Raw genomic sequence first — 25,646 nt, 5'->3', positions numbered from 1 at the left:
ATGCGTTAAGAAAAAGGGTGTTCACGTTCAGCCAGAATGGGCGTTCACGTTCGCCGGAATACGCAGCTTTGGAAGGGGGTGATCAGTTCGCCAGACTGGCTCAAGAGCTCAATCAGGCCCAGCTGCGCCAGCTTTTCCAGTTCAATACCGGTTTTCAGGCTCTCCGCGCGCTGGCCCAGCGCCTGGAGATACTCAGAGGTGGAGAGGTCGCCGACCTGCCACTGCTTCTCAAGCAAATCGGCACTTCGCTGTACACGCCCCTGGGACAGTTCTTTCCATCGACGGAGTTGCTTGTCGTATCGCTTCCAGGAAGCGCGAGCGCCCGCCAGGTCGTATTGTTGTTTCCGGTAGAGCGCCTGAAACCGCGCTTCGGCCTCCAGAGCCCGTCGATTCGCAGCCCGGATTTCAGCGCTGTAGTTATTACGGACGTTCAGAGGGATCGAGAATGTGAGGCCAACCACGTTCTCGCCGCCGTCACGCCCTCCGCTCAGCCCTACTGTCGGCGATGCTGTCGCTTTGCGTCTGGCAACCTCTGCCTCACTTTTCAACACCTGCCACTTGGCTCGAGCGGCTGCAATTGACGGGTGTGCCAACAGATCAGCCTCACCAATCTGGGACTCCAGCGCTGACCAGATATACTCGGGGATTCCCCCATCCTGAGGCCTCCAGTCCGGCAGACGTTCTCTAACCTGAGTTTCTGCCCGATCAACTGCGGCCTTTGCCTGGGCGACTTCGCTCAACTGACGGGATAGATTTAAAAACAGAAGCTCTGCGTCGGCACGCCCCAGATCACCTGCCTGCTGGCGCTGTTCAACCTGGTCCAGCAAGGCATCCAGGCGCTGCTGTTGGGATTCAGCAATTTCCTCAAACAGCGTAGTAGCGCGCCACTCGACAAGCGCAAACAATGATTCAGACGTTTGTGTCAGAACTGCTTCGCTCAAGCCAGCTTGCGCAGACAGCCTGATCAGCTTTGCCTTCTCCTTTAATGCACCCTGCTGATCAGACCAATCGATCGTTTGTGACAGCCCTGCCTCAAAGTTGTTTTCACTGCCCGTTCTGTCTGCTCCCACAGACAGCTCCGGGTTATACAGCGGTTGTTCACTTGCCTCAGCGTCCTCTTTCCGCGCTGCCGCCTGCTCTGTCGCTGCCAGTACCTCCGGGTGCTTGCTTATCTGGCCAGTGAGCCAACTCGCCCAATTAACAGTCTCCGCTTGACCTAACCCGGATTTCTCATGAGAAGGTAGCATAAGGAAGGAAGAAGCGGCTGAAAGTGTTATGATTTCAAGCTCCTACACAAAAAACCAACACTAACCGCCGCTATCCAAAATGGTACCCGAAAAGCTGACCTTCTCGCCACTCGTTCGCCGTAAAATTGAAGCCGATTTCTCCGGTGGTCATATCACCTCCGATGCCGGGTTGCTCCTGCTTCGGGAAATCGACAAGCAACACCGTCTGACTCAGCGCCTGGCCTCGGTGCTTAACGATTCACGGAATCCGGTCTTGGTTCGTCACAAGCTGGAAACCATGACTCGACAACGGGTCTTCGGCGTAGCCGCCGGATATGAAGACCTGAACGATCACGAGGCACTGCGTTTTGACCAAGCTCTGCAAACCGCTGTTGGCCGAGAGAGCGATTTAGCCGGCAAGTCCACGCTGTGCCGAATGGAGCAGCAGGTGGACAGGCAATCGGTCGTTAAAGCCCACGAACTACTTTGGCATCACTTTATCGAACAGCATGAGACACCGCCGAAGGAAATCGTGCTGGATTTTGATGGCACTGATATCCCGGTTCATGGCGACCAGCCCGGCAAGTTCTTCAACGCCTATTACGACCACCACTGTTACTTTCCGCTGTACGTGTTCTGTGGTCGCCACCTGCTGGTGAGCTACCTGCGCACCAGTAACCGCAGTGACAGCCGCCACAGCTGGGCCATTCTGGCCCTGCTGGTGAAGTTCATTCGGCAGTACTGGCCTGATACCCGCATCATGTTCCGGGGTGACAGCGGCTTCTACCGTCCCCGATTGCTGAGCTGGTGCGACCGGAATAACGTGGATTACCTGGTCGGCATCAGCAAAAACAGCCGGTTGCTCAAGGACGTGGAAGCGCCGTCACAACTGGTCCGGGACACGCACCAGAAAGTCGGTGAAAAAGTCTCCGCCACTTATCGGTTCCGGTATCAGGCGCATTCCTGGAAGTTCCCTCGCTGGGTGGTGGCTCGCCTGGAAGAAGGCGAGCTGGGTTCCAACCCTCGCTTCGTGATCAGCTCCCGCTATGACGACGGTTTTAAGCTCTATTACGAACAGTACTGCGCCCGAGGCGACATGGAAAACCGGATCAAGGATCAGCAGCTGTATCTGTTCGCGGATCGAACGTCGAGCGTTCAGTGGTGGACCAATCAATGGCGGCTGATCTTATCCGGCTTCGCTTACACCTTGTTCGAGCGATTACGAGCGCACCTGAAGAAGACACCCTTCGAACGGATGAGCGCCAGCAATCTGCGGCTGAAGCTGATCAAGGTTGGCGCGGTCATCATCCGCAATACCCGCCGAATCCGGGTGCTGATGAGCGACAGCTATCCCTATAAAGATGAACTCACAGATCTGGTACGCCGCCTGGTTCCGGGGTAGATGCCCGGGCTCCCCCGGCCCGACGCAATGGGGGAAAGGGGGAAGTGTGTCCAGGCAACAGAAAATGATCACAAATTGGCCAATAATGGCCGCGCCTGAGCTGTCATGGCGGTAAACCGCCCAACCTGCAAGGCTGGCTGGGTAGCTATGAGAAATCCGGGCTAACAGAGGAATGGACAATAGTACTGAACACAGCAACGCCCGAGGCGAGTGCTTGCTTGCCTTCATCATCGTTCTCCCGAAGCGATTAGTAGCCAAAAATTATGGGCGTAAGAAGCCCGTGGCGAGGTAGGAAGTGATCGAAATGTTAAGTGTAAACTTTGAAATGAGTTTGAATTTGCAGCTTATTTTAGAAAAATCGCCTAGGGCCTGCGCGACAGAAGCTTTTGACCTGCCATGTTTTGAACCGGTTCATCGCCCGACTGGCCAGCAGGTCAACCGGGGCGCCAGGATGGCTCACGGCATCACCCTCAGACCGAGTAATCAGGGAGAGGTTGTTTACCGTTTTCAGCCTGGCGACACCTCCCACACTGTCAAGCTAGTTGGAGTGTCAACGGCTGTTAGACTCTGAACGATGTGGGGCGTGACGAGGTTCCGATGAAGTACTCCGACGAGCGCCGGGAAGCCATCCTCAAGAAGCTGCTCCCGCCGCATAACCGCACGGTGGCGGAGGTGGCCCAGGAAGAAGGCATCTCCGCGGCAACGCTGTACACCTGGCGCAAGAAGGCTCGGCAAGCAGGCCGCCTCCTGCCTGACCAGAGTGATGATCCTGAGGGCTGGAGCTCGCAGGACAAGTTCCACGCCGTACTGGAAACGGCGGCCCTCAGTGAAGCCGAGCGTGCCGAGTACTGCCGGCAGCGGGGCCTCTACCCCGAGCAGATTCAGCGCTGGCGGGCGAGCTGCGAGGGTGCCAATGACCGGAGCGATGCCGCGTCGAAGCAGGTCAGCGAAGCCCGCAAGGCGGAGCGCCAGGAGAACAAGGAGCTCAAACGTGAGCTCCGCCGCAAGGAGGCTGCTCTCGCGGAAACCGCTGCGCTGCTGGCGTTGAGAAAAAAGGCCCGAGCGATCTGGGGGGACGAGGACGAATGATCAGCACTTCAGATCGCCAGGACGCCGTAGAGCTGATCGATGAAGCCCGCGCCGCAGGGGCCCGCCTGCAGGCTGCCTGTGCAGAGCTCGGCATTGGTACCAACACCTACCGTCGCTGGGTACGGGGCGATCAGGACCGCCGGCCTGAGGCCGTGCGGCCTGTCCCGCGCCACGCGCTGTCGCCTGAGGAGTGTCAGCAGGTGCTGGAGATCTGCCATCGTCCTGAGTTTGCCAGCCTGCCGCCGGGGCAGATCGTGCCGCGGCTGCTGGACGAGGAAGGCCTCTATGTGGCGTCAGAGTCCAGCTACTACCGCATCCTCCGGGAGCATGGCGAGCAGCACCATCGTGGCCGGGCTCGTGCCCCACGTCCCAAGGGTGATCCACAGAGACACCGCGTAACGCGCCCAAATGCTTGTTGGAGCTGGGACGTGACATACCTTCCGACCCCGGTGCGTGGGCAGTTCTACTACCTCTACATGATCGTCGACATCTACAGCCGCAAGATCGTCGATGCCGAGGTCTTTGATCAGGAGTCCATGGCCAACAGCAGCGAGGTCATCCAGCGGGCCGTGCTGCGCGAGGGATGTATCAGCCAGCCGCTGGTATTACACGCTGATAACGGCTCCGCCATGAAGGGCTCGACGCTCCAGGCGACGCTGCAGCGGCTGAACATCACCCCGTCGTACAGCCGCCCCCGAGTTTCCAATGACAACGCCTTCTCGGAGTCGCTGTTCCGGACCTGCAAGTACCGGCCTGACTACCCGGTGGATGGCTACGAGAACCTGACAGCGGCGCAGCAGTGGGTGCCCGGCTTCGTTCACTGGTACAACCACGAGCACCGCCACAGCGCGATACGGTTCGTTACCCCGGGTGAGCGGCATGCTGGCCAGGATGACGAAGTGCTAGCCAGGCGAGACGCCATCTATGCCGAGGCGAAACGACAACATCCCGGTCGGTGGAGCGGTGCCACTCGGAACTGGACACCGCGCCGGACGGTCTGGCTGAACCCGGACCGGGAAGACCCGCTGGTTCAACGCGATCAGCGATTAGAAGCCGCCTGATTCCAGGTTCCAACAAGCTTGACAGGCATCGCTCGCAAGAGCCAACCTGGACAACGCTAATAACCGGCTTTTCAGATCCTGATTCCTTCGTTACTGTTACAATCCATGGCAGACTGGCGAAACTTTCCCACCTCGAAAAACGGCGCTTACAAATGAAAATTCTGATTGTTGAGGACAATGCGGTACTTGCCAAAAGAATATCGGACTGGCTTGCGCAGGCGCACTACACAGTCGATATCGCCAAAACCGGCAAAGAAGCGGACTCGTTGATTGAAACAAGCTCCTACCAGGCCGTTATTCTCGATATCGGACTGCCCGATGAAAATGGACTGTCTTTAATGCAAAGATGGAGAAAAAACGGGAAAAAAGAGGCCATCCTTATTCTGACCGCACGCTCCAACTGGACTGAGAGAGTAGAAGGGTTGAACGCGGGTGCCGACGATTACCTTCCCAAACCGTTTGAGTTTGATGAACTGAAAGCCCGGCTCAGTGCGATTATCCGCAGAAAGGACGGCAGAACGACAGACCAGATCAGCGTCGACGGATTTCATCTCAACGCCACCTACCGAACGCTTACCACGCCCGACCAGAAAGAGTTCAGACTGACAGCTACGGAATTCCGCCTTTTGCAGTGTTTCCTCCGTTCACCGGACCGGGTGTTTTCCCAGGACGACCTGGTTGAAACCCTCTACAACATAGAAAGATGCCCCACCAGAAATGTTGTTCAGGTCTATATAGCCAGGCTCAGAAAAATAATAGGGGGAAATAAAATCAAGACTTTGCGTGGCCAGGGCTACTTTTTCGAAAAAGATCCCACTGGCTGAACGCCCGAACGAACCAGGTCAACATATGCCAGCTCCAAAGAGTATCCGAAGAACAGCCATTCAGTATGGGGCTGTTTTCAGCCTCGTATATTTCACCTTGATATTTTTTTCACATGCCTACGTGATAAAACAACTATCGGACGAGTCCAGGAAGCAACACCTGAGTAAAGAGCTGGAAAACTTTCAGGCAATCATTGAAGCCGAGGCCCCGACAACTGACGACATCAGGAACATGATCCATCAGTTTGAAATGCTTCTGGGGCATGCCATCGTCATCGAAACGGCAAGCGGAAGCGTCCTGGCGAGCAATAACTTTGACCTGAGCCAAACGCAGGGCGCTGTGGAGAAGCCCGAGGGTTTTATTCACATAGCGCAGGGCGCGAACACGCTTTTTGGGCTTAGACGTACGTTCACCGCTACTGAAAAGCTGGCCTCAATCACCGTTCTTGAAACCGAGGGGGCGCTCTCTGAACGACCGCTGAAGGCCCACCTGACTTTGCTCGGCGCCTCGGCCGTTCTGCTGGCGATACTGCTGGCTCTGATTGGAACCACCACACATCTGACGTTAAAGCCCATCAGTAAGATAAAAGAGGATCTGAGACGGCTCCAATCCGGGAAACAAAGTCGCCTGAACCCTCACGTGCCGGAAGAGTTTCGTCCGCTGATCCGGCAGCTCAATGATTTGCTCGAGCTGTCAAACCGGCGGCTGGACCGCCACCGCCGCCTGAACTCCGACCTCTCTCACCTGGTCAAAACCTCCATTTCTGCCAATCTTGCCATTCTGTCGGATATCGATGCCTTGCCTCCGTCCCGGGGGGATATTGTATTCATGGCCTCTAACTTGCGGGAGCTTAACAAATCCCTGAACTACCGGATGAGCAAAGCAGACATATCAGGCAGACAGATGGGACGGACGTGCATGCCGGTTAAAATCACGGCAAGTGTCATCACCGTTATGGAAAGAATATTTCCCGATAAGGTTTTTCGCATCCACACCACCTTACCTGAAAACTTCAACTGGCCAATGGAACGGCAGGATCTTTCAGAGCTGCTTGGCAATTTACTCGAAAATGGCGGGAAGTGGTGCCAGACAACCGTCGACGTTACAATCGTCCGCACGTCATCAGGGCTCTCCATAGAAGTAGCGGACGATGGCCCCGGAATTTCTCCCGAGGCGGCAGCCACTGTCATGAACAGGGGTGCCAGGCTGGATGAAACGGTCGCGGGTTTTGGGCTCGGATTGTCCATCGTGTCTGAGATTGTCGAAGACAACCTCGGACAGATGGACATGGGAATCTCAGAAAACGGGGGAGCCAGCATTGTAGTTCTACTGCCACTTCCGGATTAGAAAACCTCCGGAAAGGCCACAGTTGATGACGCAGCACGGCTTCCCCCCATTTTTTACCGTTGGATATCACCCACCTTGGCTCTTGAAAAGCGACCGAACAGAACCGGCAAAACAAAGAGTGTCAGGAAAGTTGCAGTCACGAGACCACCAACAATCACGCTGGCCAGTGGCTTCTGGATTTCCGCTCCCACGCCCGTCGACAACAGCATCGGTATCAAGCCGAGCGCCGAGGTTATTGCTGTCATCAAGACAGGACGTAAACGGGAGACGGCACCTTCAAACACCGCGGTATCCACGTTCAACCCATCCTGTATTCGCTGATTGATGCTTTCGACCATAACGACCCCGTTAAGCACCGCCACACCAAACAGTGTGATAAATCCAACGGAACTGGGCACTGAAAGATACTGGCCGGAGACCCAGAGCGAAAAGACACCACCAATTACGGCAAGCGGCACGTTGACCAGAATCAACAGCGCTTGACCAACCGAACTGAAAGCGAAGTAGAGCAACAGCGCAATTAGCCCCAGAGATACAGGTACCACAATGGTCAATCGTTTCTGAGCTCGCTGCTGGTTTTCGAACTGACCACCAATATCCACCGAATAGCCGGGGGGAAGGTTCACTTCTGACGCGATGGTATCCTGAATATCGACAACCACACTGCCCATGTCACGACCCTGCACATTGGACTGAATGACCACACGGCGCTGAACGTCGTCGCGGCGCACCTGGGGCGGGCCGGACTCAATAGACACATCGGCCACATCACCGAGTCTCACCCAGGCTCCGGAAGGCGCCTGCAACCTGAGATCAGCAATGGCATCCCGGTCTTCCCGGAAACGTTTGGCCAGGCGCACATAGATATCGTACCGCTCATTTCCGTTGATGATCTGGCCCGCGGCGGCACCACCCAGTCCGTCCCGGACGACACTCATCACATCAGACACGGCGAGTCCGTACCGGGAAAGTGCCTGACGGTCTGGCTGAACCACCAACTGCGCTTCACCGGCAATCTGCTCCATGGCCACGTCCCGGGTCCCCTGAACAGTTCGGACCGCCGCTTCGATCTGTTGGCCTTTCTCGGCCAGCACCTTGAGATCCGGGCCAAAGAGTTTGATGGCCAACTGCGCGCGGACACCAGACAACAATTCGTCAACCCGAGTTGCAATAGGCTGAGAAAAGTTAAACAGTAGCCCCGGGTGCTGTTCGAGCTTCGCCTCAAACAGGGCCTGCAATTCATAGCGATTACTGGCGCTGGTCCACTCGGCTGTTGGCTTGAGGCCAATGTAGATTTCGATGTTGTTGACGGGCTCCGGATCGCCGCCTATTTCCGGTCGGCCCGCCCGGGACAGGGCGTAGGTCACCTCTGGAAACTCCATCAGCATGGCCTCCAGTTTCGGCGCCACTTCAAGCGCCGTATCGAGGCTTGATGAAGGGGCCAGGGTCACCCGGAGGTTAATCGTGCCCTCTTCCAGTTCAGGCACGAACTCCGTGCCCAGTCGTGGAACAATCAGCGCCGCCAGTACAACAAGAACCGCCGCCGCGCCAACAACCACGCGGCTATGCTTCAGTGACCAGGCAAGCCCCATGCGATAGAGCTTTTCCAGGGGTTTTAGAATGAAGCTTTCCCGCTCCCGGATACCCTTACGGAACATGTATGACGCCAGCGCGGGTACAACCACCAGAGCGACGATCACCGCCGACACGATAGCCAGCATGATGCTGATTGCCATTGGCTGGAACAGCTTGGCTTCCACACCTTCGAAGCTGAACAGAGGCATGAAAACGACCAGGATAATCGCCGTCGCGAAAAAAATCGGCCGCGCCACTTCCCGGCCGGCTTCCTGGAGACGAAGGGCAATGCCATGATCATCGTGTGACGCGTTCAATGGATCGGGGTCATCTCCAGCCAACTCATCCCGATGGGCGTCATGCTCAGCATCAGGATGGGTCAGATGCTTGAACATGTTCTCAACCATAACAACAGAGCCATCCACCAGCATGCCGATTGCCACAGCAATACCGCCCAGAGACATCAGGTTGGCCGAGAGACCGAACCAGGCCATGATCATCAGCGCAATACCGATGGAAATCGGTATTGAAAGCAGCACCAGCGTAGTTGCCCGCAGATTCATCAGGAACAGGGCAAGCACAATCGCAATAAACACAAAAGCCAACATAAGCGCATTGGTCACCGTCTCTACGGCCTTGGTCACCAGATCCGCCTGGTTGTAATAGGGCTCAAAACGAACCCCACTCGGAAGCGCCTGGTTTATGCGATCAACGCGGGCCTCGATGCCGTCGATGGTGGCTTTTGTGTTGGCTCCCATTCGTTTGAGTACAATGCCGGAAACCACTTCACCCAGTTGTTCAACCTGACCGTCTTCACCCTTCCGGGTCATGGTCACCGCACCCTGACGAATCTCAGTGCCCAGCGTCACCTGAGCGACGTCGCTCACGGTCACCGTAATGCCATCACTGGTTTTCACGGGTACTTGTCGGATCTGCTCCAGGCCCTCCTCGCCACTGCCCAACCAGCCCATACCACGGATAACCAGTTGCTCCTGCCCGCGGCCCATGTACCAACCACCGACATTGGAGTTGTTGTTCTCCAGGGCTTCCATGACGTCGTTCTGTGATAGGTCATAGGACAGCATTCGAGCCGGATTCAGGTTCACCTGGTATTGGCGGACCTCTCCGCCAAACGACAGGATCTCCGTAACCCCTTCAGCCGGTATCAGCAACAGCTTGACCAGCCAGTCGTGCAGGCTGCGTAGTTCCATTGCGTCGTACCCCGAATCCGGGTCCGCTATCAGCAGGTACTGGTAGACCTGGCCGAGACCGGACGTATTCGGGCCCATTTCAGGCACACCGACACCATCCGGAATCAGCTCCCGCGCGGCCTGTAACCGTTCGAACACCAACTGGCGCGCGAAATAGATATCCGTGCCCTCTTTAAAGACCACGGTGACACCGGACAACCCGGTTTTGGAGATGGACCGAACCTCCTCAACATCCGGCAACGCATACATCACCGCTTCAATGGGATAGGTGATCAGCTGCTCGACTTCCTCAGCCGCAAGTCCGGGCGCCTCTGTATTAACAGCGACCTGGACGTTTGTAACGTCGGGGAAAGCATCAAGATTCAGTTTTGGTATCTGAAACGCGGCCGTGGCGATAAGCACTGCAAGCGCAATAAGAACCAACAGGCGGTTCTGAACCGCCCAGTCGACAACTCGGTTGAACATAATGGCTCCCGGAATCAGTGGTTGTGCGGATCAAAGCCGCCTTTGGCAATCTCAGAGGCCACAAAAAATGCGCCCCGCAAAACGACTCGTTGGCCCGCAGCCAGGCCGGAAACCTCACGGAGCCCGCCAATTGAGCGGCCCAGTTCCACTTCCACGGGTTCATACTCGCCTTCGGCCTCTTCCACATAGACCGTCCAGTCGCCGTCCGCGCCACGCATTAATGCAGTCTCCGGCACGGCAAGCACCGGCTCGCTGGTCTTAAAACGAAAATACACATCTGCGAACATTCCTGGATGAAAACGATCTTCAGGATTGTCCAGCTCCAGCCTGACAATCCGCGTGCGGGTCACAGGATCAATGGTGTGGGCTTCCTGGGACACCGTTGCCACGCCCACACGACCCGCTGCCCTGACTTCGGCTTCCGCGCCCTTCTCTAGAACAATGTCGGAGCTTGCTGGCAGATGGGCTTCTACCCAAAGCTCACTCTCATCAGCAAGAGTCACCAGCGGCTGGCCAGCCTCAACTCTTTGTCCTTGCTCAAACTCATCGGTCAGTACTGCACCATCCACGCGAGCCCTGAGCATGTATTCACCGAGACTATCCACCCCGCTGGCCTTCAACGCACCAATGTCATCATCGTTCAGCCCGTAAGCAAGCAGAGTCGCCCTTGCTGCTTCAATGTTGGCTTTCGCTGTATTGAACCGCTGATCGCCAACCACGGAACGACCCAGCCCGCTGATTCGCTTCCATTCAGGAAAAGCTTTCCTGTAATCCGCCTGCGCCTGTGCCACCGTCTCACTGAACAGGGTTACCAGCGGCTGGCCCTTGGTTACGTGCTCACCCAGTTCCACGTGACGCCGCAGCACCACTGAGGCAACCCGGGGGGACACGTGATAGCTGGTATAGCCGTTGGTCAGCAGCTCACCGGGAGCGTAGATTTCATAGTCAACGTGCTTGCTTTCGAGGGTTGCTACTTCAATGCCGGCGAGCTCTTTCTGTTTGGCATTGATGCTTGCGGTGGCCGCTTCTTCATGGCCACCGTTCTCGTCTTCGTGGCCGTGCCCCCCTTCCTCTTCATGATCACCTTCCTCCTCATGCTCACCTTCTTCACCATGATCTTCCTTATGCTCGCCCTCCTCACCGGTGACTTCCTGATGATCGTCGCCACTGGCAGCATGATCATGACCGACTTCCTGATGAGCATCTTCCTCTGCCTGTACAAAAGAAAGTGGGGCTGTAAGCAACGTCAATGCGAATACAGAAATCAGAGTTTTTTTCATAATGAATATCCAGTTTCCAGACTAGTATTGGAAGAGGGTGATCAGTTCGCCAGACTGGCTCAAGAGCTCAATCAGACCCAACTGGGCCAGCTTTTCCAGTTCAATACCGGTTTTCAGGCTCTCCGCGCGCTGGCCCAGCGCCTGGAGATACTCGGAGGTGGAGAGGTCGCCGACCTGCCACTGCTTCTCAAGCAAATCAGCACTTCGCTGTACACGCCCCTGGGAGAGTTCTGTCCATCGACGAAGTTGGGTGTCGTATCGCTTCCAGGCAGCTCGGGCGCCCGCCAGATCATACTGCTGCTTCCGATAAAGTGCCTGAAACCGAGCTTCGGCCTCTAATGATCGTCGGTTGGCAGCTTGGATTTCGGCACGGTAGTTATTACGGACATTCAGAGGGATCGAGAACGTCAGGCCAACCAGGTTCTCACCGCCATCACGCCCTCCGCTCAGCCCGACCGTGGGAGATGCCGCCGCTCTGCGACTGACCACCTCGGCTTCGCTCCGCAACACCTGCCACCTCGCGCGGGCAGCAGCAATTGACGGATGATCCAGCAAATTGTCGTTATCGACCCTGGAAGCAAGAGCCGGCCAAATGTGCCCGGGGATCCCCCCATCCTGAGGCCGCCAATCCGGCAGAAGCTCTCTGACCCGGGCTTGCGCCTGATCAACCGCAGCCTTTGCCTGGGCGAGTTCACTGAGCTGCTGAGAAAGGCTTAAAAAAAGCAGCTCTGCATCGGTACTCCCCAGGTCGCCCGCCTGCTGGCGTTGCTCAACCTGCTCCAGCAAGGCATCCAGACGGTGTTGCTGGGATTCCGCAATTTCTTCGGCACGCGTCGCCGCGCGCCACTCGACAAGCGCAAACAGCGACTCGGACGTTTGTGCCAAAACCGCCTCGTTCAAATCAGCTTCAGCGGAAAGCCTGATCAGCTTTGCCTTGTCCTTTAGCGCACCCTGTTGATCAGACCAATCGATCGTTTGTGATAGCCCTGCCTCAAAGTTGTTTTCACTGCCCGTTCTGTCTGCTCCAACAGACAGCTCCGGGTTATACAGCGGTTGTTCGCTTGCCTCAGCATCCGCATCCCGGGCTGCCGCCTGCTCTGTCGCCGCCATGACATCCGGATGCTTGCTTATCTGGCCAGTGAGCCAATTTGTCCAATTCACAGTCTCCGCTTGACCGAACAGAGGAATAGACAATAGTACTGAACACAGCAACGCCCTGGGCGAGTGCTTGCTTGCCTTCATCGACTTTCTCCCGAAGGGGTTGTTAGCCACAATTCATGGGGGCGAGACGCCCATGACAAGGTAGGTGGAGATAGTAAGTGAAAAGGTTGAAACGAACTTGAATTCGAAGCGTCATCCATTGTTATTTGTCAGAGTCCTGGGACTTAAGCGGCGAACTCTTAGCTTGACCAAGAATAGGGCCGCAACACGCAGCGCGCCAAAACCTGTCACAGGCCCGAACCGATGCCCTGTTTCGATGCATCATTTGTAAACAAACTGCAATCTTTACCAAATAGACTTTCCATTGATTCTTCAATACCCACAAGCAAACTGAAAGGAAAAAACCACTATGAGCAGGAAATATTTGGGCTTGGCTTTGGCGATTTCTGCAGCTTCCGCCGCACAGGCCGGAACTGTTACGACCAGCGGCAAAGACCTTGTGATCGATACCGACAGCGGTATCAAAGTGAAAGTGTCGGATAACTCTGCGTCTTTTCAGCTCGGCGGGCGCCTTCAATGGGATTACGACGCCACGCAGTCTGACGCCAACGGTGTTGACACTACCGATTTCGACGTGCGCCGGGCACGCCTCTACGCCAAGGGCCACTTTGGCGACTGGGCGTACAAAGCCCAGTTCAACGTGGCTGAGAGTGATGGCGCCGACGGCGGGGACGCTGAGGACCTGTACATTCGCTACCTGGGATTTGGCTCAGCTGCAACCGTGACTATTGGTAAGCAGAAAGAGCCATTCGGCCTGGAACAATTAACGAGTTCAAAAGACATCTCGGCCCTTGAGCGATCCGCCATGACCGAGCGTTATACCCCCGGTCGCAACGGCGGCATCCAGCTCAGTGGCAAAGGCGACAACTGGACCTACGGTATCGGCTATTTCGAGGCAGACGGCGATGGCAGCGACGACTTCAATAACACGGCAGTAACCGCACGGGGCACGGTTGCACCGATTCAAACGAACAATATGGTTGTTCATCTTGGTGCGGGTTATACCACGCGTGATGCCGACACTCAGGCCGATGAGGTCGATACGTTTAATCTGGAGCTCGCCGGCGCTTTCGGGCCCTTCCATGCCCAGGCCGAATATTTCGATTCCGAGGAAGGCCAGGTGGATGTTGATGGTTATTACGTACAGCTTGGTTGGGTTGTCACCGGCGAAAGCCGTCCTTACAAGGCTGGGGCGTTCAAGCGAGTGGAACCGTCATCGCCCAAAGGAGCCTGGGAAGTTATTGCCCGCTTTGAGGATGGTGACGGAAAATACAATGATGTGGGGCTGACCACGACCGACGGTAAGCAAACAACACTGGGCGTTAACTATTACGCCAACAAGAATGTTCGACTTGGAATGAGCTACATGGATGGCGAAGAAGCCAATGGCGCTAGCGGAGATGAAGTTCGCGCAAGGTTCCAGTACGCATTCTAATCCTTGATCGAGCGCATGTTTAACTTGACGCCAGTAAGTGAGAATCGTTGTAAAAAATAATCTGAAAATTCAAGCTGGATTCAGACTACCCTGCTAGACTTGTTTGCGAGTAAATGAGTTACTCAGGTTTTTAGGGCAGATTTTTCTGCCCTTTTTTTATGGTTTTCTCACCAAGGTGCGCACCAGCCTGGCACCACGGAACTGCTGCCCTAACACGGAGCTGCTGCCCGGAGTGGGTGCCATTGACACCGACCTAGACCCGGAAATCAACGTGAACTACGAACTGGGTGCCCGTTTGCGCTATGGCGCGCTCAACGTCGAAGCCATCGGTTTCTACAGCCACTACAGCGATACTGGCTGCTCAGGTAACCGCAGATATCTGTATCACAACGAAAAAAACTCATAGACCTTCGTCTAAATAAAATGCAAATTCATTTGAATTGTTACCGATTGCTAACTAACCTCATCGTCGGGTCCAATAGTAATAGAACTCGGAGACAACAAATGAAAAGATCAACACTGAGAACTTCCATCCAGGCAGCAACCTCCCTGCTGGTTTTGGGCATGGCGAGTCCAGCTAGTGCCATGAAGCTTATGGGCGATGCCGACCATATGAGCGATCTGAAGGGCTACGAAATAGAATTGTACGGTTACGCCCGTCTTAACGCCAGCTACGACATTGACGAGGACATTGCGGAACCAACTCGGGCGGGCGACTTCAGCAAGATTAATACTGGAGCAGACGAAATCAACGAGGCCACTGGCTATTTCGGCGCTGACGCGACGCAAAGCAGGCTCGGCGTGAAAGCGACGCTTCCCCAGGGAGTCAAGATAGTCGTTGAGGGCGGCTTTCGGTACGGCAACCTCCGGCTTCGTCACGCGTATGGCGAGTACGAGGGTGTGATGGCGGGCCAAAACTGGTCAAACTATAACAGCTTTGTCGGCTTCATCCCGACACTCGAGTTTGACGGCATGCCAGGCAACGCAGGTAGCCAGTTCCGGACAGCTCAGTTGCGTTATACCAGCGGTCCATTGTCCGTCTCCCTCGAACAGCCCTTTAATTTCGCAAGCCTCATCGCTACCGATCCATCCATTGAGCAGAAAACGAGTCTGCCAATTGTAACCGCACGCCTGGAGGATAGCGCTGGTGCCGTTTCTTACTCAACTGCCGCATTTTTGCGCCAAATTGATTACGATACTGGCACACAGGACGATAGTGAAATCGCTTACGGCGCTTTTGGCGCGCTCACCTTCGCAGCCACGGACACAGTGACACTGTATGGCGTTTTCAACTACGTAAACGGTGGCGACATCTACCTGTACCGGTCCGGTGAAAATTATGCCGTAGAGTACGGCTATGTCGATAGCTCAGGCAGCATTGAGTTGATCAGCGGGTACAGTGCCTCAGCTGGCGCGTCCTTTGACCTTGGCGGTGGCCGCTCAATAAACACGGGCGTCGGCATGGTGGAGGTAGATTGGGATGACGCGCTGCGCGATCTTCCCGGTTCAGCCGGTATTGGTAACAAACAGGAAACCAACACCATGGCGATGATTAACTACCAGTGGTCTCCTGTGAAAGCAGTGACCATGGGTATTGAATACAGCTACTTCGCGGTTGACGAGGTTGATGGTGACGATGGGGATGCGAGCCGGTTGCTGTTTGCCGCTCAGTACAACTTTTAAACTGTCGTAACGACAGCCGAAAGACTAGTCTTCGGCGCTTTGACTCTGAACATTTTAGGGTTGGGGCGCCGAAGGTTTTCACGGTAAAGATTTTTTCGGTATTGACTATTTGGTCATAGATTCAGACCTTTCCGCCAAAGAGAGTGCTTAAACAACTCTCGTTCAAGCGAAAAGTCCAGTTTGGCAATCATGAGGCCACACAGCCTGACACGTTGACGGCTCTGTGCACGTGAATTATCGGGGGAATAAAAGTGTCCAACTTCAGCAAAGCAAGGCTGTGCTCGGCGATTCTTATCGCGAACGCCGCAATGGGTTATAGCGTATCAGTCCAGGCAGCAAAATTTGTTTTCACGGTGACATGAATAACCGGTTCCAGGCCTACAGCAATCAGCGCGACTGGTTTAATGGGTCCGGCCTGACGGGTAAAGAAAACACACTGAAAGACGACGGTGAAACCGAAAATTTCGGCGAACTTAAGTATCGTTTCTGGTTTGAAGCGGCAACGGATAACGATGAAGTCAAGGGTGTTTACGCCACGGAAATTGGTGGCATTCGCTACGGCGAGGGCTCAGGTGGCGACTTCTCAGGCGACGGCGTCAACGTAGAGACCCGCTGGGCATACGTTGACTTCGCTGCACCTTCCAACAGCGACCACCGAATCAAGATGGGCTTGCAACCGGTATCCGTTGACAAGCACTTGTGGAATGAAACGGCAACGGGTGTGATGGCCCAGGGCCCACTGTCCCACATGTGGAATTATCAGCTTTTGTGGGGACGGGGTGATTCGTCTAACGAAAACACCGCGGAATCTGCTGATGACGGCTTTGACGGTGCGGACAACTTCGCCATCAATATTGACGGCGCAATGAGTCCTAACCTTAAGCTCGGTGGCTTCTTGCTGTACCAGACTAATGATCAGATCTCAGAAGGTCAGGGAAACATCAACAGCATTGGCTACGAGCTCAAAGCGATTGCTGACAATTCCAGGTACGACGTGTCAAACGTTGGCGGAACCTTTGACTACAGAAGCCCGTCCTCTGGCGGCAACCTGTTTGTTAAAGGCACGGCCATTTACCAGACGGGCACGATAGAGGGCGTAACCTTCACCCCTCTTTCAGGCGTGAATTCAGATAATAACTGCAGCACTTTGGTGTAACCAGGTAGAGATGGGAGGGCCGTTGCCGGTACCCTCACGGACTTTACCGACCAAAGTGAAGCAGTGATGAAGTACCGACAACTGACCCAGACACAACGATATCAGATTTCGGCCTTGCGTGTGGCCGGCAAAAGCCAACGACAGATCGCCGGAATAATCGGTTGCCACAGCAGCACCGTTAGCCGTGAGTTAAGGCGAAACAGCACCTCGGGCTATGACCCCGAGCACGCGCAGCAACAGTCGAACGCCAGGCGCAGCCGAGCCTTTAAATGGCACAAAAGATTGCAGTGGCTGACAGAGTGGGTCAGCACACGATTAAAGCAACACTGGAGCCCTGAACAGATCGCCGGCTTCATGAATCGCATGAAGACGCCGGTTCGTGTCAGTCACCAGTGGATCTATGATCTGATCCATCGTGACCGGCTCAGCGGCGGCAATCTCTGGCGCTATTGCCGGCACAGAAACAGCCGCGGTCGTAGGCGCAATGCCAAGGATGCAGGCTTAGGCAAAATACCCAATCGCACGGGCATTGAACATCGCCCGGAAGAAGTTGAAAGCCGCGGCGCGCTGGGGCACTGGGAAGGCGACACAGTTCTTCAGGGCCACAAGCAATCTGGTGTAGTAACTCTGGTTGAGCGTCGGAGCGGCTACTTGCTTGCAGGTCGTCTACCCGAGTTCACGGCCAAACAGACAGCGCGAACCGTGATTCGTCTTCTGCAGCCGATTCGGGGCGCGGCTCAAACTTTGACCTTGGATAACGGCAGTGAGTTTTCAGAGCATGAACACATGGCCAAAGCGCTGAACTTGGACGCCTATTTTTGTGATCCGTATTGCTCGGGTCAGCGAGGCACCAATGAGAACACGAATGGTTTGCTACGCCAGTACTACCCGAAAGGGACGAACTTCGCCAAGCTGTCCCAAACTCATATCAATCGAGTGGTTGAGCAGCTGAATAACCGACCCAGGAAACGGCTGGGTTACCGGACACCGGCAGAGGTGTTCTGGGGTGAATATTCCGGGGCACTATAAATGAGCGGTGCTGCGGGAGCCTGTAAATAAATCTGTGTAACTGCCCATCCCATTACAGGTGACCGTCCAGACGGTCACCGAATTCGATAATAAAGCGATTCAATGCCGGCTTCCAATCACGGATCGGCATCGTCCATTTCTTTGAGGCCTGCTGGATCGCCAGGAAGGCCACTTTCAGTGCCGAGTCATCGCTGGGGAACAGCTTACGGCGCTTGGTGGCTTTGCGGATGACGCTGTTCAGCGACTCAATGGCATTGGTGGTGTAGATCACTTTTCGGATGGCCGGAGGATACTCGAAGATGGTGATCAGGTTGTCCCAATGGCTGTGCCAGGATCGGGAGATCTGTGGGTACTGACCGTCCCAGCGTTCTCCGAAGGCCTCCAACGCCTGCCGGGCTTCGTGTTCCGAGGCAGACTGGTAGATCTGCTTCAGATCGGCCGTCACGGCCTTATAGTCCTTCCAGGACACGTAGCGCAGCGAGTTGCGAACCATGTGCACGATGCACAGCTGCACCTTGGTCTGAGGGTACTCAGCAGCAATAGCATCCGGGAAGCCCTTGAGGCCGTCCACGCAGGCGATCAGGATGTCCTCCAGACCACGGTTCTTCAGTTCCGTCAGTACCGACAACCAGAACTTCGCGCCTTCGGTCTCGGCCAGCCAGAGGCCTAGCAGCTCCTTCTGGTCTTCCATGTTGATGCCCAGGGCCAGGTATAGGGACTTGTTGATCACCCTCTTGTCCTGACGAATTTTCAGCACGATGCAGTCCAGATAGACGATGGGATAGATCGGATCCAGCGGACGGTTCTGCCACTCCTGAACCTGCTCGATCACCCGCTCCGTCACCTTGGACACCAGAGTGGCCGAGATGTCGGCGTCATACATCTCCTTGAAGGCGTCCACGATATCCCGGGTGCTCAGGCCCTTGGCGTATAGCGCCAGGATCTGGTCATCCATCTGGGTCAGGCGGGACTGGCCCTTGCGGACGAACTGAGGTTCGAAAGAGCCATCACGGTCACGGGGAGCCTCTATCGGCACATCTCCGTGCTGGCCCTTCAGGCGCTTGGCGGTATAGCCATTTCGACTGTTGCCGGTGCCACGGCCTTCAGGCGCATGCTTCTCGTATCCGAGATGCTCGTCCAGTTCGGCATTGAGGGCGGTCTCGACCGTCAGCTTGACCAGTTGCTGAGTGAGGGCTCCGAGATCTTTTTCAGACTTGATGTCCTTGGCCAGCTCGGCGGCCATAGCTTTGAGTTTTTCTTGGTCCACTTGTGTACCCACGATGGTATCCTTTTGAAAAGATTACTCAGTCGTGAGCAGTTACACAATTTGGTTTACAGCCTCCCGCCATGCGTTCAAAGCGTTTTCAGCCAAGCAGTTACTGGCCCAGATAGCTCCGGTACATCCACACCGTTTTTTCCTGCTGAGAAATATAATCGCTCATCAGGGCTGCGGTGCCCTCGTCGTCGGCATCGCCGGCCAGGCTCAGCAGTTCACGCTGCTTGGCGATCAACTTGCCGAAGCTTTCTACGATATTGCCTACCGCTTCTTTACCGTCGGCAACGTCTTTGCGCTCTGGCACGTCAGATGTCTCAATGTAGGTGCTGTAGGCGTGTGAAGGCCGGTGACCCAAGGTCAGTACCCGCTCTGCGATCTCATCGATTTTCAGCAGCAGGTCGTCATACAACTCCTCAAACTTGGCGTGCAGTTCGAAGAAATTGTCACCCTTGATGTTCCAGTGGTAACCGCGCACGTTCATGTAGAAAATCTGGTAGTTGGCCAACAGCCCGTTCAGGGAATCTGCAAGCTTCTGAGTCTTGTCTGTATCAAGACCGATGAAATTCTTACCCATATTGAACCTCCTGATTCGCGTTAGGGTTTTTACTTCCTATGACACCCAGCTTAGGCCCGAGCGCCTGATGACTGAAGTTTAGTTGTTTAATCCCGGTGATAGCATGAGATTATATTGAAAAATCAAAAATAATAGTTCTCAGCTATCAAAGAGGATCGCACAATCTATTTGGAAATAGTTCTCGTTTATCCTTAAATGGATATAACGACCCGAATGATGCGGAGCTGATCATGAGCGCACTGAAAGACTTTGTTCACAATCACGGTGCAAAAGGTGACCAGTCACTACTGAAAACAATCACCTTTGCCATCACCCACTTTATCGTGGCGTTCTCCGTTGCTTACCTGCTGACCGGCGATATCTTGATCGGTAGCTTGATAGCGATGGTCGAACCTGCCATCAACACTGTAGCCTACTTCTTCCACGAGAAGATATGGGCCCGGCACCAGCGAAATGCAACCGTCGAAGGCCCCAGCTTACGGCACAATACCGCACCGGGTTGCTGATTCAGGTCAAGTCAGCTGCGCCCTGATTGCAGTCCGGGTCCGTAGGCCGGGTCAAACCCCTGGCCCACAATCCATGCAGCCTTCGGCTGGCGCGGGGCCAATCTTGAGATTGCGGTTCAGGTCTTTCAGCGCCGTGCGCAGGCCCTCTTCAATCACCGGGTGGTAAAAGGGCATTTCCAGCATCTCACTGACTGTCAGTCGCTGCTGCGCCGACCAGGCCAGCAGGTGAGCAATGTGCTCTGCCGCCGGCCCGAACATTTCCGCACCCATGAACAAGCCGCTGCCATGCTCCCCGTATACTCTCAACAGGCCACGGTCTTTGCCAATCACCTTGCTGCGGCCCTGATCTTCAAAACACACCTCACCCACGGCAAAACAGCCCTGGCACTTCTCATCAACCTGATGGATAGTCAGCCCGACCGAGGCAATTTGCGGGTCGGCAAACACCACCGCCAGCGGCGTTTTGCGTAATCCGGCCTGCACATCCGGCCAGGCGGCTGCGTTGTCTCCCGCTATGCGACCCTCATCGGCGGCCTCATGCAGCAAGGGCCGATGGTTGTTCACATCACCGGCAATGAAAATGTGACTGTCGCCGCAGCGCAGAGTGTGGTCGTCAAAATCCGGCATGCCCCGGTCATCCAGCTCAATCCCGGCATTCTGGATATCCAGGTTATCGACGTTCGGGCGCCGACCGGTGGCGGCCAGCAGGTAATCAAAGCATTCCTTATGTTCTATGCCATCCTCCACCCAGGTAACCTCAACCCCTTGTTCTGTGCGCTCCACCTTTTTGGTGTCGGCTTTCGGGCTGAGGGCAAATTCCTCGCGGAACGTGTTCAGGGCATAGTCACGAATCTTTTCATCCCGCAGGCCACCAATGCCGCCGCTGACGCCGAACAACCGGACACGCACACCCAAACGGCTCAACGCCTGGCCCAGCTCAAGACCAATGATGCCAGGACCAAAGACAGCAACCGAACCGGGCAGATCCTGCCAGTCGAACACATCGTCATTCACGATAAGGCGGTCTTTAGCCTCTTTTAAAGCGCCTGGAATATTGGCCCTCGACCCGGTGGCAATGATGATGCGCCCCGCCGTAACTTCGGTGTGATCCCCCACCGCCAGTCGATGGCTATCCACAAAGCGGGCATGCCCCATCAGGCGGTGTTCAGCAGGCAGAGACTCCATGGAACGAACAACCGGCGCGACAAACCGGTCCCGCTCGGCACGAACCCGTTCCATCACTCGTCGGCCGTCGACTCTGACCTCCCCGGCCAGCACCCCAAAGCGATCCGCCGTGGCAACATCGTGGGCCCGCTCGGCGGCCGCAATCAGCAACTTGCTGGGCATGCAACCAACCCTTGCACAGGTGGTGCCGTATTGCTCACCCTCGATCAGCACCACGCTGTCGGTCACTTTGCGCACTCGCTGATAGGCGACCATGCCGGCGGTACCCGCGCCGATAATCGCTACATCCACTTCTCGCTTGTCCATCATGCCTCCCGGCGATCAAAAAACCCGATATTTCGGCCAGTTAAACTGCAAGTATAGAAACCTTACCGGTACCTGACAGGTGAAACCGGGAAAAAATCCGCTTATGCTTGCGAGTCACGAGCAAGCTGCTTAGTAACCTACACACGCTTTCCGGAGATCTCAGGTGCACAATTACTGGCTGGAATTCCTAACCGTCGCACTGGTCCACCTGCTGGCAGTGGCCAGTCCGGGCCCGGACTTTGCCATCATGCTAAGGCAGGCGCTGACCCAGTCACGCCGTAATGCCTTGCTCAGTGCCGGCGGCATAGGCCTGGGTATCTTGCTGCATGTGGGGTATTCGTTGCTGGGCATCGGGCTGATCATTCAGCAGTCGATTATGCTGTTCACCGTACTGAAAGTGGTCGGGGCACTGTATCTGCTCTGGATTGCCTGGCATTGCCTGCGGGCAAAACCGGGAGGTGTTCACGTCGAGGCAAAGGGCAGCAAAGTCCAGACCGGCTGGGGTGCATTTCGGTTGGGGTTTCTGACCAACGCCCTGAATCCCAAGGCCACACTGTTTTTTGTGTCTCTGTTTTCAGTGGTGATCAACCCCGGCACTCCCCTGTTGCTGCAGGCCGGCTACGGCCTCTACATGGCGCTCGCAACCGGGCTCTGGTTTGCCATGGTAGCCGTGTTCTTCACTCAGCCCCGCGTCCGCCGGGGATTCAGCCGGTTCGGACACTGGCTGGACAGGCTGATGGGGGGCATTCTGGTGCTGCTGGCCGGGCAACTACTGCTGTCTACAGTGACCGGATCAGAGCCTCTGTCTGTTCCCACGACAGGCACGGATCGGTGATCGAGCAGCCATAGATCAGATCGTCACCGTCATCCTGGCGGCCGAAGGTCAGGAAGCTTTCCAGCATCAAGCCCTTGATGTGCGTATTGCCCGCGCGCTTCTGGGCCATGACCTCACGGGCAATGTCCAGTTGCCGCTCCGCCTGCTTGCAGGCGTTATCGTGACTGCAATCCACCATCACCGCGGTCGACACACCAGCCTTCTGCAATTCCGCCACGGCCCTGGCAATACTCCCGGCGTCGTAATTGGTCACGCCCCGGCCACCACGCAGCACCAGGTGAGTATCCGGATTGCCCGCCGTCGTGACCATCACCGGCGCCCCGGCGTGGGAAATACCCAAGTGATGATGCGGGTAAGAGGCAGACTGCATGGCGTGGGTGGCCACCGCTACCCCGCCATCGGTGCCGTTTTTGAACCCGGTTGGCATGGGCAAACCGCTGACCATTTCCCGATGAATCTGGGATTCGGTGGTGCGGGCACCGATGGCGGTCCAGCTCACCAGGTCACCCAGGTAATCCATCATGAACGGGCTCAGGGCTTCCGTCGCCAGCGGCAAACCCAGCTCAGAGAGCGCCAGCAACAGCTTGCGGGAACGTTCCAGGCCCTGCTTCAGGTCGCCCTGGCCGGTGCGCTCGGGATCGTATAAAAGGCCTTTCCAACCCACCGTGGTGCGTGGTTTTTCCAGGTAGGCGCGCATTACTATCAGGAAGCGATCACTCACCTCGTCCGTCAGGGTTTTCAGACGGGTAGCGTAATCCAGGGCGGCCTGTTCATCGTGAATCGAACACGGACCCATCACAATCAGGGTTCGGTCGTCCTGACCGTGCAGTACGGCGCGGATCTGCTCACGGTAACTGGCGATGGCCCGAACCAGGTGCTCACCGGCAGGAAACTGCTGGCGCAACTCGCCCGCGGTGGGCAGTGTGGCTTCCTGTCGGTGCTGGCAGGCACTTGCGATTTGCTCGCCCAGCGTTTCGGATTTCAGCGGCATGTTCATGTCTGTGTTCCCGTTTCCCTGTGTCAGAATCAAAAAAGCCCCGGCTGGGCTACCAGTCGGGGCTTTTTTGAGTCCGGTGGCAGCCTGGGTTGCTTGCCGGGCTGCCTTCCTCGTTAAATTCGGTCGATGAAGATCTTACGGGCGGCCCGGGCTCTGGCTAAAATAAAAGCCATAACCAAACCACCAAAAATACACAGCAGAACCTGCGGCCTTCAGTTTCTCACCGAAAGCTTTCAAAACATTCAATTGACAGGCTGCGTGTGTGGTCTTCATGCTTTTCACTATAACCCCGCGGTTTTCAGATTGGCAACCCGCAATCCGGAATATTTTTGGCGGGTATGTGTAACGGCTCCGGAGGCCCCGATGACTGAACGCACGACCCACTCCATCACAACCAGCCTGTTGGCACTGGTGTTTGCCCTGTTTTCAACCCTTGCCCTCGCCCAGGAGTCTCGCGTTTACCAGCTCAACAACCGCACCTCTGCTGACGTTGCCAACCAGATTAAAGAACTCTATCAGCAGGCTCCCGTCTCAGTCTCCGCCCGGGGACAGCAACTGGTGGTTCGTGGTGAGCCGGGATTGCTGGATGAGATTGGCATGTTGATTGACTCCATCGACGTACCACCCGTGCAGATGCGTATCAGCGTTCGCTACCGGCAGGACATCGGCGGCAAGCAGTCCGGCGGTGGCGTGACGATTTCCGACAACCGGGCCGGCGCCAATGTCGAACGCCGCACCATAAGCACCAATTCCAGCACTGAACGGCAACTGGTGGTCCAGGATGGCCAGTCCGCCCACATCACCTCCGGCAATGTGCGCACCATACCGTTTGCGGTCCAGGGCGGGCGCAACCCGGCGGCGATACTCGAACAGGTAGAAACCCGCAGCGGCTTTATCGTGACACCCCAGGCCATATCCGACCAGACGGTAGAGCTGAATATCGTCTCGTTTGAGGAAGATCCGGCCAGTATCCAGGGCTATGAAACCGAAGCCTTGATGACCATTCGACGGGTTGAACCCGGTCAGTGGGTGTCCCTGGGTGGCACCAGCACGTCCCAGAATCATCGTCAGGATGGCATTACTTACCGGGTAACCGGCAACCGCTCTGAAAACCAGTCGGTGGACGTGAAAGTGGACATTCTGCCCTGATTACGCTGCCCGTTTACCGAGCAGCAGGTCCCGGGCCTCGTTGAGCTTGGCCGCCAGGTAATCGTTACCACCCCGGTCCGGGTGTACCTTGAGCATCAGCCGCCGGTGGGCCGCGGTCACTTCCTCCCGGCTGCAGCCGGGCTTTAAACCGAGGATGTCACAAGCTTCCTGTTCGGTCATCGGGCCCTGAGTTGCCACATCGGCTCGGGCACCTGACGCTCCACCCGGAGCTGGCCCTTTGTTATCGCCCATCGCCCGGCGAACCAGGGGGGCAAACTTCAACAGCGCCGGCAGCTTGCGCAGCAACGGAATGATCGCGGCAACCGCTGCCGTCAACACATGGACCCGCCCGGTCAGCACCATAAACAACAACAGGGCGCCGCCCACCACCAGCACCGCTTTCCATATGGCGGCTTTCTGGCCTTCCGGTGACAGAGCGCCCCATTTTTTCAAGATGACAAACACGGCGGCCGCCAGGGCCAGGCCGAGAATTAGCTGCATTACATCCTCTCACCCGTTCACATCGTGACAGGAGCATAACAGATACACTCCCGTGCCATTATGTATGCGAAACTGCGATTTTACATCCGTAAAGCACAAGATCCGGCAAGGCGACGTCATCGTAGTTTCATAGCAGTAGATATACTGAGATTTAGAGGCAAACTGGTGACAAACCGAAGTGCTTTTTGTAGCATCCTACAGGTTATCGTTAAGCTGACGCATTCTCAACAAGCGTCCGCCTGTCGCCGCCCCCTGATGCGCAAGGAAAGCTGTCAGCCTTCCCATCCCGGCGACATTATCCTTTTTAAGAAT

Annotated in this window: 20 protein-coding genes and 1 pseudogene; 12 read left to right on the top strand and 9 right to left on the bottom strand. The window is 56.0% G+C overall.

Translation table 11 applies throughout. From position 1 onward, the window contains the following. Positions 1-44 precede the first annotated feature (44 nt). Entirely contained in the window at positions 45-1,247 is a 1,203-nt protein-coding gene (locus tag ASQ50_RS13155; protein WP_068351516.1) for a TolC family protein, read from the bottom strand. A gap of 79 nt (positions 1,248-1,326) precedes the next feature. Between ASQ50_RS13155 and ASQ50_RS13150 the strand changes: the two genes are divergently transcribed. From ASQ50_RS13150 to ASQ50_RS13130, 4 genes and pseudogenes are all read left to right on the top strand, one after another. Continuing rightward, positions 1,327-2,628: an IS1380 family transposase gene (locus ASQ50_RS13150; protein ID WP_058092932.1), complete on the top strand. Its 1,302-nt coding sequence runs from the start codon at positions 1,327-1,329 to the stop codon at positions 2,626-2,628. 597 nt (positions 2,629-3,225) lie between these two features. Next, positions 3,226-4,778, top strand: a pseudogene (locus ASQ50_RS13140) (IS3 family transposase). 152 nt (positions 4,779-4,930) lie between these two features. Then, positions 4,931-5,602, top strand: a complete 672-nt coding sequence (locus ASQ50_RS13135) for a response regulator transcription factor (protein ID WP_058092622.1) — start codon at positions 4,931-4,933, stop codon at positions 5,600-5,602. Further along, positions 5,562-6,950: a sensor histidine kinase gene (locus ASQ50_RS13130; protein ID WP_227513166.1), complete on the top strand. Its 1,389-nt coding sequence runs from the start codon at positions 5,562-5,564 to the stop codon at positions 6,948-6,950. The genes ASQ50_RS13135 and ASQ50_RS13130 overlap by 41 nt, the downstream gene beginning before the upstream one ends. Before the next feature lie 53 nt (positions 6,951-7,003). On the opposite strand, the gene ASQ50_RS13125 is transcribed toward ASQ50_RS13130, so the two are convergent. The 3 genes from ASQ50_RS13125 to ASQ50_RS13115 are packed head-to-tail and all read right to left on the bottom strand — an operon-like array spanning position 7,004 to position 12,642. Then, positions 7,004-10,201: an efflux RND transporter permease subunit gene (locus tag ASQ50_RS13125; RefSeq protein ID WP_068351513.1), complete on the bottom strand. Its 3,198-nt coding sequence runs from the start codon at positions 10,199-10,201 to the stop codon at positions 7,004-7,006. 14 nt (positions 10,202-10,215) lie between these two features. Next, positions 10,216-11,481 (bottom strand): efflux RND transporter periplasmic adaptor subunit, encoded by a 1,266-nt coding sequence (locus ASQ50_RS13120; RefSeq protein ID WP_068351511.1) that lies wholly within the window; start codon positions 11,479-11,481, stop codon positions 10,216-10,218. A 21-nt stretch (positions 11,482-11,502) separates the two neighbouring features. Then, positions 11,503-12,642 carry a TolC family protein gene (locus tag ASQ50_RS13115; RefSeq protein ID WP_227513165.1) on the bottom strand — a complete coding sequence of 380 codons (1,140 nt, stop codon included), beginning with the start codon at positions 12,640-12,642 and terminating at the stop codon, positions 11,503-11,505. Positions 12,643-13,051: 409 nt separating this feature from the next. On the opposite strand from ASQ50_RS13115, the gene ASQ50_RS13110 reads away from it, so the two are divergent. The 5 genes from ASQ50_RS13110 to ASQ50_RS13090 all read left to right on the top strand — a co-directional run bounded on the left by ASQ50_RS13110 (position 13,052) and on the right by ASQ50_RS13090 (position 18,005). Beyond that, positions 13,052-14,137, top strand: coding sequence for an OprO/OprP family phosphate-selective porin (locus ASQ50_RS13110; protein ID WP_068351508.1), 1,086 nt, complete (start codon positions 13,052-13,054; stop codon positions 14,135-14,137). 232 nt (positions 14,138-14,369) lie between these two features. Then, positions 14,370-14,543: a TonB-dependent receptor gene (locus ASQ50_RS21230; protein ID WP_197061332.1), complete on the top strand. Its 174-nt coding sequence runs from the start codon at positions 14,370-14,372 to the stop codon at positions 14,541-14,543. 98 nt (positions 14,544-14,641) lie between these two features. Next, positions 14,642-15,820 (top strand): hypothetical protein, encoded by a 1,179-nt coding sequence (locus ASQ50_RS13100; RefSeq protein ID WP_058092646.1) that lies wholly within the window; start codon positions 14,642-14,644, stop codon positions 15,818-15,820. 358 nt (positions 15,821-16,178) lie between these two features. Then, positions 16,179-16,976: a hypothetical protein gene (locus ASQ50_RS13095; RefSeq protein WP_058092647.1), complete on the top strand. Its 798-nt coding sequence runs from the start codon at positions 16,179-16,181 to the stop codon at positions 16,974-16,976. 66 nt (positions 16,977-17,042) lie between these two features. Beyond that, positions 17,043-18,005, top strand: a complete 963-nt coding sequence (locus tag ASQ50_RS13090; protein WP_068351505.1) for an IS30 family transposase — start codon at positions 17,043-17,045, stop codon at positions 18,003-18,005. Between the two features lie 52 nt (positions 18,006-18,057). On the opposite strand, the gene ASQ50_RS13085 is transcribed toward ASQ50_RS13090, so the two are convergent. Both ASQ50_RS13085 and ASQ50_RS13080 read right to left on the bottom strand, forming a co-directional pair. Continuing rightward, on the bottom strand, positions 18,058-19,272 hold the full coding sequence (locus ASQ50_RS13085; protein ID WP_068351672.1) for an IS256 family transposase: 1,215 nt from the start codon (positions 19,270-19,272) through the stop codon (positions 18,058-18,060). A 109-nt stretch (positions 19,273-19,381) separates the two neighbouring features. Beyond that, positions 19,382-19,855 (bottom strand): Dps family protein, encoded by a 474-nt coding sequence (locus ASQ50_RS13080; protein ID WP_058092595.1) that lies wholly within the window; start codon positions 19,853-19,855, stop codon positions 19,382-19,384. A 230-nt stretch (positions 19,856-20,085) separates the two neighbouring features. Here ASQ50_RS13080 and ASQ50_RS13075 point away from each other — a divergent pair, with 230 nt between their 5' ends. Then, the gene (locus ASQ50_RS13075) at positions 20,086-20,361 is read left to right on the top strand and encodes a DUF2061 domain-containing protein (protein ID WP_058092596.1); all 276 of its coding nucleotides are present in this window, start codon (positions 20,086-20,088) and stop codon (positions 20,359-20,361) included. Between the two features lie 51 nt (positions 20,362-20,412). On the opposite strand, the gene ASQ50_RS13070 is transcribed toward ASQ50_RS13075, so the two are convergent. Then, positions 20,413-21,852: a dihydrolipoyl dehydrogenase gene (locus ASQ50_RS13070; RefSeq protein WP_058092597.1), complete on the bottom strand. Its 1,440-nt coding sequence runs from the start codon at positions 21,850-21,852 to the stop codon at positions 20,413-20,415. Between the two features lie 163 nt (positions 21,853-22,015). Here ASQ50_RS13070 and ASQ50_RS13065 point away from each other — a divergent pair, with 163 nt between their 5' ends. Next, entirely contained in the window at positions 22,016-22,687 is a 672-nt protein-coding gene (locus tag ASQ50_RS13065; RefSeq protein ID WP_058092598.1) for a LysE family translocator, read from the top strand. Here ASQ50_RS13065 and ASQ50_RS13060 read toward each other — a convergent pair. Continuing rightward, on the bottom strand, positions 22,632-23,684 hold the full coding sequence (locus ASQ50_RS13060; protein WP_058092599.1) for a 3-deoxy-7-phosphoheptulonate synthase: 1,053 nt from the start codon (positions 23,682-23,684) through the stop codon (positions 22,632-22,634). The two genes, ASQ50_RS13065 and ASQ50_RS13060, sit on opposite strands and share 56 nt — an antisense overlap. 363 nt (positions 23,685-24,047) lie before the next feature. Between ASQ50_RS13060 and ASQ50_RS13055 the strand changes: the two genes are divergently transcribed. After that, on the top strand, positions 24,048-24,833 hold the full coding sequence (locus ASQ50_RS13055; protein WP_058092600.1) for a secretin N-terminal domain-containing protein: 786 nt from the start codon (positions 24,048-24,050) through the stop codon (positions 24,831-24,833). Here ASQ50_RS13055 and ASQ50_RS13050 read toward each other — a convergent pair whose 3' ends face one another. Further along, positions 24,834-25,334, bottom strand: coding sequence for a DnaJ domain-containing protein (locus ASQ50_RS13050; protein ID WP_058092601.1), 501 nt, complete (start codon positions 25,332-25,334; stop codon positions 24,834-24,836). Positions 25,335-25,646 lie beyond the last annotated feature (312 nt).

It is taken from the genome of Marinobacter sp. LQ44 (genome assembly GCF_001447155.2).
Taxonomy (GTDB): domain Bacteria; phylum Pseudomonadota; class Gammaproteobacteria; order Pseudomonadales; family Oleiphilaceae; genus Marinobacter.
Note: the sequence above shows the minus strand (reverse complement) of the source record. Positions and strands in the feature narration are given on the sequence as shown.

Coding starts and splice junctions, on each gene's coding strand:
- ASQ50_RS13155 (WP_068351516.1), bottom strand. CDS start 1,247: ATGCTACCTTCTCATGAGAAATCCGGGTTAGGTCAAGCGGAGACTGTT.
- ASQ50_RS13150 (WP_058092932.1), top strand. CDS start 1,327: ATGGTACCCGAAAAGCTGACCTTCTCGCCACTCGTTCGCCGTAAAATT.
- ASQ50_RS13135 (WP_058092622.1), top strand. CDS start 4,931: ATGAAAATTCTGATTGTTGAGGACAATGCGGTACTTGCCAAAAGAATA.
- ASQ50_RS13125 (WP_068351513.1), bottom strand. CDS start 10,201: ATGTTCAACCGAGTTGTCGACTGGGCGGTTCAGAACCGCCTGTTGGTT.
- ASQ50_RS13120 (WP_068351511.1), bottom strand. CDS start 11,481: ATGAAAAAAACTCTGATTTCTGTATTCGCATTGACGTTGCTTACAGCC.
- ASQ50_RS13110 (WP_068351508.1), top strand. CDS start 13,052: ATGAGCAGGAAATATTTGGGCTTGGCTTTGGCGATTTCTGCAGCTTCC.
- ASQ50_RS13100 (WP_058092646.1), top strand. CDS start 14,642: ATGAAAAGATCAACACTGAGAACTTCCATCCAGGCAGCAACCTCCCTG.
- ASQ50_RS13095 (WP_058092647.1), top strand. CDS start 16,179: ATGAATAACCGGTTCCAGGCCTACAGCAATCAGCGCGACTGGTTTAAT.
- ASQ50_RS13090 (WP_068351505.1), top strand. CDS start 17,043: ATGAAGTACCGACAACTGACCCAGACACAACGATATCAGATTTCGGCC.
- ASQ50_RS13080 (WP_058092595.1), bottom strand. CDS start 19,855: ATGGGTAAGAATTTCATCGGTCTTGATACAGACAAGACTCAGAAGCTT.
- ASQ50_RS13075 (WP_058092596.1), top strand. CDS start 20,086: ATGAGCGCACTGAAAGACTTTGTTCACAATCACGGTGCAAAAGGTGAC.
- ASQ50_RS13070 (WP_058092597.1), bottom strand. CDS start 21,852: ATGGACAAGCGAGAAGTGGATGTAGCGATTATCGGCGCGGGTACCGCC.
- ASQ50_RS13060 (WP_058092599.1), bottom strand. CDS start 23,684: ATGAACATGCCGCTGAAATCCGAAACGCTGGGCGAGCAAATCGCAAGT.
- ASQ50_RS13055 (WP_058092600.1), top strand. CDS start 24,048: ATGACTGAACGCACGACCCACTCCATCACAACCAGCCTGTTGGCACTG.
- ASQ50_RS13050 (WP_058092601.1), bottom strand. CDS start 25,334: ATGCAGCTAATTCTCGGCCTGGCCCTGGCGGCCGCCGTGTTTGTCATC.